The sequence below is a fragment of the Pseudomonas sp. GM24 genome (genome assembly GCF_000282235.1).
Lineage (GTDB): Bacteria > Pseudomonadota > Gammaproteobacteria > Pseudomonadales > Pseudomonadaceae > Aquipseudomonas.
The window spans coordinates 16847-29507 of record NZ_AKJR01000057.1; the positions used below are offsets into that span (position 1 = coordinate 16847).

Below are 12661 nucleotides of genomic sequence, written 5' to 3' on the forward strand. Positions count from 1 at the left end.
ACGATCAGGTCAGAGGATGCGGACGCGCAGCGAGCGGCCCTTGATCTTGCCGTCGTTCAGACGCTGCAAGGCCTGCATGGCCACGGTGCGGTCCACGGCTACATAAGCCTGGAAGTCGAAGATCGCGATCTTGCCAACCTGCGCACCCGGAATACCGGCATCACCCGTCAGAGCACCCAGAATGTCGCCCGGGCGAACCTTGTCTTTACGGCCCGCGCCGATGCACAGCGTGGTCATCGGCGGTTGCAGCGGGGCAAGGCCTTGGGACTTGAGGTTATCGACCTGATCCCAGTTCAGCGGCGACTTCTGCAGCTGCTCAATGGCTTGCGCGCGGTGCGCTTCGCCCGGTGCAACCAGACTGATCGCGATGCCTTTCTCGCCAGCGCGACCGGTGCGGCCAACGCGGTGAATGTGGATTTCCGAATCGCGGGCCAGTTCGACGTTGATCACCATGTCCAGCGCATCGATGTCCAGACCACGGGCGGCGACGTCGGTGGCGACCAGTACCGAGGTACTGCGGTTGGCGAACATCGCCAGCACCTGATCGCGATCACGCTGTTCCAGATCGCCGTGCAGGCCGACGGCGGAAATGCCTTTGGCGGTCAGGTGATCAACGGTTTCCTGAACTTGCTGCTTGGTGAAGCAGAACGCCACGCAGGACGCCGGACGGAAGTGGTGCAGGACTTTGGTCACTGCGCTCATGCGATCTTCCGGGGAAATCTCGTAGAAACGCTGCTCGATCTGCGTGTCATCGTGGAACGCTTCGGCTTTCACCGTTTGCGGATCACGCATGAACTTCGACGCCAGTTGCTTGATGCCCACCGGGTAAGTCGCGGAGAACAGCAGGGTCTGACGACGCTCCGGGGTCTTGACGATGATGTCTTCGATGGCATCGTAGAAACCCATGTCGAGCATGCGGTCGGCTTCGTCGAGAATCAGCGTGTTCAGGCCGTCGAGGACCAGCGAACCCTTGCGCAGGTGCTGCTGGATGCGCCCCGGGGTGCCGACGATGATGTGCGCCCCGTGCTCCAGCGAAGCAATCTGCGGGCCGAACGACACGCCGCCGCACAGGGTCAGGACCTTGATGTTGTCTTCGGCACGGGCCAGACGACGGATTTCCTTGGCGACCTGGTCGGCCAGCTCACGCGTCGGGCAGATCACCAGTGCCTGGCAACCGAAGTAGCGCGGGTTGATCGGGTTGAGCAGGCCGATGCCGAACGCTGCGGTCTTGCCACTGCCGGTCTTGGCCTGGGCGATCAGGTCCATCCCCTTGAGGATCACCGGCAAGCTCTGCGCCTGGATCGGCGTCATCTGGGCATAACCGAGGGATTCGAGGTTAGCCAGCATGGCGGCGGACAGCGGCAGAGTATTAAAAGCGGTGGCGATGGTGGTCACGGGACTGGCCTGCAAAACAAAATGTCGCGCAGTGTAGCAGCCCCGTGCCACTTTCTTCGAAAGTTCTGGACGAACAGTGGTTAATGTTCGATGTGTTCTTCCGGGCGTTTGGCGCGGCGGCCGTCTTCCTTCGACAGTTGCGAGAAGATCGTCGCGGCAAGCATTGCCATGATCCCGACCGTGACGAAGGTCAGTTGGAAGGCACCGAGCACGGTTTCCACGCCATCGTTACCGATCTCTGCGGTAAACCCACCGAGCAACGCACCCGCGCACGCCACCCCCAGACTCAGCGACAACTGCGCGACCACCGAGAGCAAGCTGTTGCCACTGCTGGCGCTGGCATCGTCGAGATCAATCAGCGTCACGGTGTTCATCGCCGTAAATTGCAGCGAGTTGATCGCGCCGAGAATCGCCAGCAGGCACAGCAGCAGCCAGTACGGCGTCTGCTCGCTGACCAGGCCCATGCTCGCCAGCATGATCCCCAGTGCCAAGGTGTTGCCGGTGAGGACGATGCGATAGCCGAGCCGTTCGATCAGCGGTCGCGCCACCCACTTGGCGATCATCGCCGCCGCCGCCAGCGGCAGCATGCTCATCCCCGCTTGCGACGGCGAATAGCCCAGCGCCACTTGCAACAGCAACGGCACAAGAAACGGTAGAGCACCGCTGCCCAAACGGGCGAACAGGTTGCCGAGAATGCCGACGGCAAAGGTGCGGGTCTTGAACAGCGACGGTGCGAACAGCGGGTTTTCGATGTGCCCGGCGCGCAACCAGTACGCCGCCAGACAGGCCATGCCACCGAACAACAGCAACATCACCCGCAGGTGCGGCAAGTGCAGCTCGCCAAGGCCTTCCATGGCGATGGTGATCAGGATCATCGCCGCGCCGAACAACAGAAAACCCAGACTATCGAAGCGCGTACGCTCAGTGCCGCGCAGGTCGGGAATGAACTTCCACACCGCGTAGCAGCCGATCACGCCGACCGGCAGGTTGATCAGGAAGATCCAGTGCCACGTCAGGTATTCGACCATCCAGCCGCCCATGGTCGGGCCGATCAACGGGCCGAGCAGGCCGGGGATGGTGATGAAACCCATGATCCGCACCAGCTCGGATCGTGGATAAGCGCGCAGCACGACCAGTCGGCCGACCGGCAGCATCAGCGCACCGCCCAAGCCCTGAATCACCCGGGCGCCAATCAGCATGCTCAGGCTGCTCGACAGCGCGCAGAGCAGTGAGCCGAAGCTGAACAGCAGGATCGCGCCGAAGAAGATTTTCTTGGTGCCGAAGCGGTCGGCGATCCAGCCCGAGGCCGGGATCAGCAAGGCCACGGTGAGCATGTAGGCGATGATCACGCCCTGCATGCGCAAGGGGTCTTCGGCCAGATCGCGAGCCATGGCGGGCAGGGCGGTGTTGAGGATGGTCCCGTCGAGGGACTGCATGAAGAAAGCGATGGCGACGACCCACGGCAACCAGCGGGCGGTGATGGCGTCGAGAGGCGGGCGGTTGGGCATGGAACCTCTTGTCGTTGGGGTTAATGATCGTTCCCACGCTCCGCGTGGGAATGCCTCAACGGACGCTCCGCGTCCGCTTTTGGCTGGGACGCAGAGCGTCCCCGGCTGCATTCCCACGCAGAGCGTGGGAACGATCACCGTCAGAGGGTCAGGGTTAAACGGCTGACCAGCGCCCCCGGCAGTAACGCCGACGAGGTATTGCGCTGGCTGTACGTACTCGCCGACAGCAGCAACTCGCGCTCGGCGGTCAACGCTTCCAGCTGCGAACCGAGCAGGCTGTAGGCGCTATCGTCAAAGCGCATGGTGCTCACCGGCGCCTGAATCTCGCCGTTCTCGACCCAGAAGGTCGCGAAACGGGTCATGCCAGTCATGCGCGCGGCCGGTTGATCCGAGTAGTTCAGGTACCACAGGTTGCTGATGTACAACCCGGTGCCCAACTGCTTGAGGATCTCTGCTTGCGCCAGATCACCCGCCGCCATGTTCAACGCACTTGGCATTTCACCGCCGCCGGCGCCGTTGGCGGCCAGGCCATATTCGGCGGCGCTGCGCGAACCGACCAGTTGATCGCCGGCCTTGCCTTCGACGATCAGCCGCAGATCGCTGCGCGGATAACCTTCGCCGGAAAACGCCGGGCTCAGCGATTCACTGACTTTTTCATCCAGCGACAGCAGCGGACTGAAGGCCTGATCGCCGACATACAACTTCTGCAACGGGCTGCTCTTGCTCGCGATTGACTGCGCCGAGAAACCGCCCCAGCTCAGCATGCCCATGATTTCTTCCAGCGCCGCCGGTGCCAGATACGCACGGTACTGCCCCGGCGCCAAGGTGCGCAGCGGGCGGCCGAGAAACTCCAGTTGCTCACGTGCCTGCTGGAAACGCTTGGCGAAACCTTCGCTACTCCAGTCATGCCCGGCGTAGCTGGCTTTCACCGCTTCACCGTTCTCGTGGAACAGGCTGAAATCGAAGTTGAAGCTGTTGGCCTGATGCCAGCCAAACGCTCCCGAAGAACTGGCGAAGCCACGGCTGATCGGGCCGGCCGCATAGAAGCCAACCAAGTCCAGACCCTCAGCGGCAGCACAGATTTCATCGACCACCTGTTCATTGTCCGGCAGCGGATGTTCCTGCACGTTCTGGCTCTGCCAGCCGTGGTGGTTGAGCAACAGATACGGATCCTGCGGCAGCAACGGCAGGGTTTCGCGCAGTTGTTGCAGACCTTCGGCAAGCCGTTGCAGATCGCCTTCCTGATCACCGGACAGGGTGACCTGAAGGTCGGCGTGGCGACCATCGTTGATCAGTTTCAGGACGATATTGGCCTGCTGCACTTGTCCGGCCTGACGTACCTTGGCGTGATTGAAACGCACGAACGCCGAGGATTCGGCGGCAAAGCTGAGGGTGAATTGTTCCGGCTCGCGCACGCTGTCGCGCAGCCACTCGACCATGACCTTGAAGGCGTCGGACTGACTCTTCGAAATGCTCATCAGGCGTCTCCCCCAAACACATCAACGTTGCTGAATACGCAGGCCGGCGAAGCGTGGCCGATGCGGATCACCTGGTTCGGTTCGCCCTTGCCGCAGTTCGGCGTGCCCAGCACCTTGACGGTGTTGGCGTCGCCGACGGCGCGCAGGCTTTTCCAGAAGTGCGCGGAAATCGCCCGGTAGTTCGGGTTTTTTACTACGCCTTTGAGTTCGCCGTTTTCGATCAACTGGCCCCATTCACAGCCGAACTGGAATTTGTTGCGCGCATCGTCGATCGACCAAGAACGGTTGGTGCTCATCAGAATGCCGTTCTCGATGCCTTCGATCAGTTTGTTCAGTGGCTGATCGCCCGGTTCGATATTAAGGTTGGCCATGCGATCGATCGGCGCACGGTTCCAGCCGCAGGCGCGGCTGTTGGCAACGCCATCGAGACCGGCGCGGAACTGCGACAGCGCCCCGCCCAGCGGACGCAGCAACAGGCCATCGCGGATCAGGAATTGTTTGCTGGCCTTGCTGCCGTCGTCATCGTGGCCATAGCTGGCCAGTTCTTCGGGAATGCCTGGATCGAAGGTCACGTTGAGCAGTTTCGAACCATATTGCAGGCTGCCGAAGTCGCTGGCTTTGACGAAACTGGTGCCGGCGTAATTGCGTTCGTCGCCGAGGATGCGGTCGAGTTCCAGCGGGTGGCCGATGGATTCGTGGATCTGCAGCATCATCTGGTCCGGCATCAACAGCAGGTCGCGCGGGCCTTGCGGGGTGTTCGGCGCAAGCAGCAATTGCAGGGCCTGATCGGCAACTTGCGGACCGGCGCCGATCAAACCGCAACGGCTGATCACGTCAGCGCCGCCCTGTTGGCCGAAGTTCTCGCGGCCGAGGCTGCGGGTCTGGCTGTCGTTGCCGTCGTAAGCGGTGACGTCGAGGCCTGGATAAACGAAGCGCTGGGCCTGGCGCAATTCAGCCCCGGCGCTGCTCAGGTAGATCTGTTCGACGTGGGTGATGCCAATGCTCACCTGCCAATTCACCAGGCGCTCATCCTTTGGCACCGAGGCGGATTCCGCACCGAGCAGCTCGAAGCATTCGCTCAGGGACGGGAAGGGTTGTTCGAGATTGGGCGAAAAGTAATCAGCGCGATCGCTGGACACTGGCTGATCGCGCAGGTCGAGCAAGGCGTGCGGCTTGAGCCGACGGGCTTGCAGCTCGGCGCGTTCGAGGGCGGCTTGCAGACCTTGTTGCGACAGATCGTTGGTCGCCGCGTAGGCCTCAACACCATTGACCCGAACGGTGAGCATCGCGCCTTCGTCGCGGCTCAGGCTCGGCGGTTCGGCGACGTTTTTACGTACCGACAGGTACTGCCCGGACTCGCGTACGTATCGCAGGGAAAAGAACTCAGCGCCCGTGCGCAAGGCAGCGAAGCGCTGCTTGAGCTGGGGGTGGAAATCGAACATTCGGGAACCTCCTTGTCAGGGGGAAGCGGGGTGAGGCTACTCGGCGGGGAGGGGTGAAACGGTTGCGCGAGGTCTAGAGTAGGCCTGCGTGGGGGTAGGATCAAGTGAAGAGGGGGTGTAGGGGGATTTACTGTGCAGCGAGGGAATTTGTGCTGAATCTGAGGGCCCCATCGCTGGCAAGCCAGGCTCCCACAGGTTTTTTGGTGAACACAATATGTGTGAACGACGCAAAACCCTGTGGGAGCTGGCTTGCCAGCGATTAGCCGTGACGCGGTATTACGTCTTACTGAGCAGCCGGGGTGATATCACGCATCGGCTTGCCCTTCACCGGCGCATCGCCCGCCACGTAGTAAGCAGCATTGCTGCGCGGCAGTGGTTTGCGACCACGGATCTTGTCGGCGATTTTCTCGGCGATCATGATCGTCGGCGCGTTGAGGTTGCCGGTGGTGATGATCGGCATGATCGAGGCATCGACCACACGCAGGCTCTGCATGCCGTGCACGCGACCTTCGCCATCAACCACAGCCATCTCGTCGGTGCCCATCTTGCACGAGCAGGACGGGTGGAACGCGGTTTCGGCGTGCTCGCGGATGAACTTGTCCAACTGCTCATCGGTTTGCACTTCGATACCCGGGCTGATTTCGCGGCCACGGAAAGCGTCGAGTGCCGGCTGCTGCATGATTTCACGGGTCAGGCGGATGCCGTCGCGGAATTCCTGCCAGTCCTGCTCGGTAGCCATGTAGTTGAACAGGATGCTCGGGTGCTGGCGCGGGTCTTTCGACTTGGCCTGGATGCGACCACGGCTTGGCGAACGCATGGAACCCATGTGCGCCTGGAAACCGTGCTCTTTCACACCGTTGCTGCCGTTGTAGTTAATCGCCACCGGCAGGAAGTGGTACTGGATGTTCGGCCATTCGAATTCCGGACGCGAACGGATGAAACCGCCGGCTTCGAACTGGTTGCTGGCGCCGATGCCGGTGCCGTTGAACAGCCACTCGGCACCGATCGCCGGCTGGTTGTACCAGAGCAGCGACGGGTACAGCGAAACGGGCTGGGTGCACGCGTATTGCAGGTACAGCTCAAGGTGATCCTGCAGGTTTTCACCGACGCCCGGCAGGTCGTGAACGACCGGAATGTCGAGCGACTTCAGCAGTTCGGCAGGACCGACACCGGAGCGCTGCAGAATCTGCGGCGAAGCGATGGCGCCGGAGCACAGCAGCACTTCTTTGCGCGCTTTGACTTCGACACGCTCTTCGGCGTCGCCAACCAGGTAACGCACGCCAACGGCACGCTTGCCTTCGAACAGAATCTTGTCGGTCAGGGCGTGAGTGACGATGGTCAGGGTCGAACGCTTCTTGGCGACGTCGAGGTAGCCACGCGCGGTGGATGCACGACGGCCGTTCGGCGTGACGGTGCGGTCCATCGGGCCGAAGCCTTCCTGCTGGTAACCGTTCAAGTCTTCGGTGCGCGGGTAACCGGCTTGTACGCCAGCTTCAACCATGGCGTGGAACAGCGGGTTGTTGCCCGCCTTCGGCGTGGTCACGCTGACCGGGCCTTCGCCACCGTGGTAGTCGTTCGGGCCGATGTCGCGGGTTTCGGCTTTGCGGAAGTACGGCAGGCAGTCGAGGTACGACCAGTCTTCCAGACCTGGCAGTTTTGCCCAGCCGTCGTAGTCCATGGCGTTACCACGGATGTAGCACATGCCGTTGATCAACGAGGAACCGCCGAGGCCTTTGCCGCGACCGCATTCCATCCGGCGACCGTCCATGTGTGGCTCTGGATCGGTTTCGTACGCCCAGTTGTAACGACGACCTTGCAGCGGGAACGCCAGGGCAGCCGGCATTTGCGTGCGGAAGTCGAAACGGTAGTCCGGGCCGCCTGCTTCGAGCAGCAGAACGGTGACGCCGGCGTCTTCAGTCAGACGGGTCGCCAGGGTGTTACCGGCCGAGCCGGCACCGATGATGATGTAATCGAATTCTTGGGACATTGAATGCACCCTCTTTGATAGTGGTCAGGTCGGACCTTGGCGAGTGCTGTGCACTCGAATCGCTGGCAAGCCAGCTCCCACAGGGATTGGGGGCTGCCACAAATTGGATGGACGACTCCAAGCCTGTGGGAGCGGGCTTGCCCGCGAAGAGGCCTTCGCGGGCAATGCAAATCTCGGGTCTTAGAACACCGAAACGTAATCGCCCAGCTCGACCTGTACCGATTTGATGCGGGTGAAGTTGTTCAGCGAGCTGATGCCGTTCTCACGGCCGACACCCGACTGCTTGTAACCGCCAACCGGCATTTTTGCGTCGGACTCGCCCCAGGCGTTGATCCAGCAGATACCGGCTTCCAGTTGATGAATCACGCGGTGCGCGCGGTTCAGGTCTTTGGTGACGATACCAGCGGCCAGGCCGAAGTCGGTGTCGTTGGCGCGGCGGATCACTTCTTCTTCGGTTTCGTAGGAGAGGATCGCCATCACCGGGCCAAAGATTTCTTCACGGACGATGGTCATGTCGTCGGTGCAATCGGTGAACACGGTTGGAGCAACGAATGCGCCTTTGGCGAATTCGCCGTCGGTCAGACGATCGCCGCCGCACAGTACGCGTGCGCCTTGTTCTTTACCTTTGGCGATGTAACCCAGCACGCTTTCCATGTGCGCGAAGCTGACCAGCGGGCCGAAGTTGGTGTTTTCGTCTTCCGGGTTGCCAACGCGGATGCGTGCAACGCGTTCAACGATCTTGGCTTCGAACGCGGCTTTCAGGTGCGCCGGAACGAACACGCGAGTGCCGTTGGTGCAGACCTGACCGGAGCTGTAGAAGTTGGCCATCATCGCGGTGTCGGCAGCGCGATCGAGGTCGGCGTCGTCGCAGATGATCAGCGGGGACTTGCCGCCCAGTTCCATGGTCACGTCTTTCAGCGACGAAGCCGAAGCGCTGGCCATAACCTTCTTGCCAGTGTCGGTGCCGCCGGTGAAGGAGATTTTTTCGATGCGCGGGTGCTCGGTCAGCCAGGTGCCGACTTCACGGCCGCTGCCGGTCAGTACGTTGAACACACCATTCGGTACGCCGGCTTCGGTGTAGATCTCGGCCAGTTTCAGGGTGGTCAGCGAGGTGACTTCGCTTGGCTTGAAGATCATCGCGTTACCAGCGGCCAGGGCTGGAGCGGATTTCCACAGCGCGATCTGGATCGGGTAGTTCCACGCGCCGATACCGGCCACGACGCCCAGCGGCTCGCGACGGGTGTAGACGAACGAAGTGTCGCGCAGTGGAATCTGCTCGCCTTCGATGGCGGGCACCAGGCCTGCGTAGTATTCCAGCACGTCGGCGCCGGTGACGATGTCGACGTACTTGGTTTCGGAGAAGGCTTTACCGGTGTCCAGGGTTTCCAGAGCAGCCAGTTCATCGTTGCGCTCGCGCAGGATGTCGACGGCGCGGCGCAGGATGCGCGAACGCTCCATGGCGGTCATCGCGGCCCAGATTTTCTGGCCCTTTTCAGCGCTGACTACGGCGCGCTCGACGTCTTCCTTGGTCGCACGTTGCACCAGTGCGAGGACTTCACCGTTAGCCGGGTTGATGGCTTCGAAGGTGGCATCGCTGCCGGCGTCGGAGTACGCGCCATCGATGTAAAGTTTTTGCAGTTCGAAACGGGCCATAGTGTCCTCGCAAGTGCATTGGTGGTTGGCGTTGACCACCGCGGTGAGGCTGCGGTGGCGTTCAGGGGCCGAGCGTTTTCTGTGTGCTCTAGCTCACCTTCTTGGCCAATTGGAAATCCATGTATTCGTAAGCGATCTGTTGCGCCTGCGCCGTGTCGAAAGCGTCTCCCGACAAAGCGCCGCGCAACCACAAGCCGTCAATCAACGCTGCCAGTCCTCGTGCTGCGCTGCGCGCATCTTCGAGCGACAGCACACGGCGGAACTGGCAGCACAGGTTGGAATACAGACGGTGATCGTTGATCCGCTGCAACCTGTGCAAAGACGGCTGGTGCATGCTGGTGGCCCAGAAGGCCAGCCAGGTTTTCATTGCCGGGCCATTGACCTGGCTGGCGTCAAAGTTGCCTTCGATGATCACCTGCAGATGCGCCCGTGGGCTGTCATCTGCCAGCGCCTGACGGCGCGCGGTGACGCTCTCGCTGAGGGCGGTCATCAGATACCGCATCGTGGCGGCAATCAGGCCGTTCTTGTCCTGAAAGTAATGACTGATGATGCCATTCGAGACACCGGCCAAACGGGCGATCAGCGCAATGCTGGCGTCCCCCATTCCGACCTGATCGACCGCCTGCAAAGTGGCTTCGATCAGTTGTTGGCGGCGGATGGGTTGCATACCGACCTTGGGCATCTTGCACATCTCCTTAGGCCTTCCGAGCGGCGAATGACGCCTATCGGATTGACGGCCAGTCTATTTTGTTTTGATTGAACGTTCAATCAACAAAGAATAAGATCTGCGACAAATCGTCGCTGCCTACAGATTTTTCCTACGTGTAAGTGGCGATAAAACCGACATCTGAAACAGCTCGAAACCTGCGTGGGGCATGGCGCGGTTCGCGATTCGATGGACGTGTTGAAAGGGCAAGACGCTCACGGCCAGGTTTCGGATGAACGTCCGTCCACCTTCGGCCACGAAAGCGATTCGCAGCGCCATTTCGGCAGGTTCGGGCTTTTTTCGGGATGTCTTTATATCACCCGCCGGTCGGCTGCCAACTAACCGATTGGTCGGGTTCCGTGTTGCCTTGTGTTCTTCTCTCGCACTGCCTGGAGCATTTGTGCCATGAGTTCTGCCTCGCTTATAAAGACCCCGCCCGAGAAGGTGACGGTCAACGGTTGGGTGTTTTACACCTCTACCGCGCTGATTCTTTTGTTGACCGCCATTCTGATTATCGCCCCGCAAGAGGCCGGCAGACTGTTGGGTATCGCTCAGGCCTGGTTGTCGCGCAGCTTCGGCTGGTACTACATGGTGGTCATCGCCGCCTACCTGGTGTTTGTGGTGGGCCTGGCGTTTTCCTCGTACGGCAAACTCAAACTGGGCAGCAAGGACGACACCCCGGATTTCAGTTACGGCGCCTGGGCGGGGATGCTGTTCTCGTCGGGTATCGGTATTTCGCTGCTGTACTTCGGCGCGTCCGAGCCACTGGATCACTACTTCAATCCGCCGGAAGGCACATCGGCCAGCAACATGGCCGCGCGTCAGGCTGTACAGCTGACTTTCTTGCACTGGGGCCTGCACGGCTGGGCGATCTACGCACTGGTTGGTCTGGCCGTAGCGTACTTTGCTTACCGGCATAACCAGCCGCTGGCCCTGCGTTCGGCGCTGTATCCGCTGGTCGGCGAGCGTTGGGTCAAGGGTGCGGCCGGTCACGCGGTGGACGGCTTCGGCATGTTCGTGACCCTGCTGGGTCTGGTGACGAACCTGGGGATTGGTTCGCTGCAAGTGTCGTCGGGGCTGGAAAACCTGTTCGGCATGGAACACAGCAACACTAACCTTTTGATCGTGATCATCGTGATGAGCACCGTGGCGACCATCGCTGCCGTGTCCGGCGTGGAAAACGGCATCCGTCGTCTGTCCAACCTGAACATCGTGCTGTTCAGTGGTCTGCTGATTTTCGTATTGCTGTTCGGCCCGACCCTGCACCTGCTCAACGGCTTCGTGCAGAACATCGGTGACTACCTCAATGGCATCGTGCTGAAAACCTTCGACCTTTATGTGTACGAGGGCGATAACGCCAAGTCCGAGCGCTGGATGGGCCTGTGGACGCTGTTCTACTGGGCGTGGTGGATTTCCTGGGCGCCATTCGTTGGCATGTTCATCGCGCGTATTTCCCGTGGTCGTACCGTGCGTGAGCTGGTGGCTGGCGTGCTGTTGATTCCGCTGGGCTTTACCCTGGCCTGGCTGTCGATCTTCGGTAACTCGGCGCTGGACCTGGTGATGAACCATGGCGCGGTGGAGCTGGGCAAGACGGCGCTGGAACAGCCGTCGATGGCGATTTATCAATTGCTTGAGCACTACCCGGCGTCGAAAGTCGTCATCGGTGTGTCGATCTTTGTTGGTTTCGTACTGTTCCTGACCCCGGCCGACTCTGGCGCGGTGATGATGGCGAATCTGTCCTGCAAGGGCGGCAACGTCGATGAAGATGCGCCGCACTGGCTGCGGATCTTCTGGTCGGTGGTGATCACCCTGGTGACCATCGGTCTGCTGTTTGCCGGTAACTTCGAAGCCATGCAAACCATGGTCGTGTTGGCTGGCCTGCCGTTCTCGGTGGTGCTGGTGTTCTTCATGTTCGGCCTGCACAAGGCGATGCGTCAGGACGTGCAGATCGAACAGGAGCAAGCGCAACTGGCGGAGCGCGGTCGTCGTGGTTTCAGCGAGCGTCTGACGCAACTGGACCTGCAACCGAGCCAATCGGTGGTGCAGCGTTTCATGGACAAGCAGGTCAGCCCGGCGTTGGAAGATGCCACCGCGCAGATGCGTGCACAGGGGCTGGAAGTGCAGACGCTGTTGGGTAAATCCAAGCGTTGCATGGGCGTGCGCGTCGAGATGGAAGAGGGCAACCCTTTCGTTTACGAAGTGAGCCTGGACGGCTATCTGGCGACCCCGACTGAATCGGCGCAGTCCGATGAAGCGCGTCAGCGTTACTACCGCGCGGAGGTGTATCTGCACAACGGCAGCCAGGATTACGACCTGATGGGCTTCACGCAGGATCAGATCACGCGGGATGTGCTCGATCAGTTTGAAAGCCATCGGCAGCTCCTTGGCCGGGTGTACAGCTAAAGTCAAAAGCCCCCTCACCCCAGCCCTCTCCCTAAGGGAGAGGGGGAAAGGGAGCAGATCGGGGGCTTTTCAATACCTGAGTTCGACTC

General features: G+C 61.0%; 8 protein-coding genes. 1 reads left to right on the top strand and 7 read right to left on the bottom strand.

The genetic code is table 11. The annotated features are described in order from the left end of the window. Positions 1 to 9 precede the first annotated feature (9 nt). The 7 genes from dbpA to betI all read right to left on the bottom strand — a co-directional run bounded on the left by dbpA (position 10) and on the right by betI (position 10145). The gene (dbpA, locus tag PMI23_RS09205; RefSeq protein ID WP_230669476.1) at positions 10 to 1347 is read right to left on the bottom strand and encodes an ATP-dependent RNA helicase DbpA; all 1338 of its coding nucleotides are present in this window, start codon (positions 1345 to 1347) and stop codon (positions 10 to 12) included. A 128-nt stretch (positions 1348 to 1475) separates the two neighbouring features. Further along, positions 1476 to 2903 (bottom strand): multidrug transporter subunit MdtD, encoded by a 1428-nt coding sequence (mdtD, locus tag PMI23_RS09210; protein ID WP_007913788.1) that lies wholly within the window; start codon positions 2901 to 2903, stop codon positions 1476 to 1478. Positions 2904 to 3043: 140 nt separating this feature from the next. Continuing rightward, the gene (locus PMI23_RS09215) at positions 3044 to 4381 is read right to left on the bottom strand and encodes a TldD/PmbA family protein (protein ID WP_007913790.1); all 1338 of its coding nucleotides are present in this window, start codon (positions 4379 to 4381) and stop codon (positions 3044 to 3046) included. After that, the gene (locus PMI23_RS09220; RefSeq protein ID WP_007949770.1) at positions 4381 to 5823 is read right to left on the bottom strand and encodes a TldD/PmbA family protein; all 1443 of its coding nucleotides are present in this window, start codon (positions 5821 to 5823) and stop codon (positions 4381 to 4383) included. The genes PMI23_RS09215 and PMI23_RS09220 overlap by 1 nt, the downstream gene beginning before the upstream one ends. A 283-nt stretch (positions 5824 to 6106) precedes the next feature. Next, complete coding sequence (betA, locus tag PMI23_RS09225; protein WP_007913795.1) at positions 6107 to 7810, bottom strand: choline dehydrogenase; 1704 nt, start codon at positions 7808 to 7810, stop codon at positions 6107 to 6109. Positions 7811 to 7990: 180 nt separating this feature from the next. Continuing rightward, the gene (gene betB, locus PMI23_RS09230; RefSeq protein WP_007949771.1) at positions 7991 to 9463 is read right to left on the bottom strand and encodes a betaine-aldehyde dehydrogenase; all 1473 of its coding nucleotides are present in this window, start codon (positions 9461 to 9463) and stop codon (positions 7991 to 7993) included. A gap of 88 nt (positions 9464 to 9551) precedes the next feature. Further along, a complete protein-coding gene (betI, locus tag PMI23_RS09235; RefSeq protein ID WP_007918292.1) occupies positions 9552 to 10145 on the bottom strand; it encodes a transcriptional regulator BetI in 594 nt (197 codons plus the stop codon). Positions 10146 to 10574: 429 nt separating this feature from the next. On the opposite strand from betI, the gene betT reads away from it, so the two are divergent. Then, positions 10575 to 12572, top strand: coding sequence for a choline BCCT transporter BetT (gene betT, locus PMI23_RS09240; protein ID WP_007918294.1), 1998 nt, complete (start codon positions 10575 to 10577; stop codon positions 12570 to 12572). Positions 12573 to 12661 lie beyond the last annotated feature (89 nt).

Bases quoted from the DNA above. Each gene is read 5' to 3' on its own strand.
- mdtD (WP_007913788.1), bottom strand. From the start codon at position 2,903: ATGCCCAACCGCCCGCCTCTCGACGCCATCACCGCCCGCTGGTTGCCG.
- dbpA (WP_230669476.1), bottom strand. From the start codon at position 1,347: ATGCTGGCTAACCTCGAATCCCTCGGTTATGCCCAGATGACGCCGATC.
- PMI23_RS09215 (WP_007913790.1), bottom strand. From the start codon at position 4,381: ATGAGCATTTCGAAGAGTCAGTCCGACGCCTTCAAGGTCATGGTCGAG.
- betB (WP_007949771.1), bottom strand. From the start codon at position 9,463: ATGGCCCGTTTCGAACTGCAAAAACTTTACATCGATGGCGCGTACTCC.
- betT (WP_007918294.1), top strand. From the start codon at position 10,575: ATGAGTTCTGCCTCGCTTATAAAGACCCCGCCCGAGAAGGTGACGGTC.
- betI (WP_007918292.1), bottom strand. From the start codon at position 10,145: ATGCCCAAGGTCGGTATGCAACCCATCCGCCGCCAACAACTGATCGAA.
- PMI23_RS09220 (WP_007949770.1), bottom strand. From the start codon at position 5,823: ATGTTCGATTTCCACCCCCAGCTCAAGCAGCGCTTCGCTGCCTTGCGC.
- betA (WP_007913795.1), bottom strand. From the start codon at position 7,810: ATGTCCCAAGAATTCGATTACATCATCATCGGTGCCGGCTCGGCCGGT.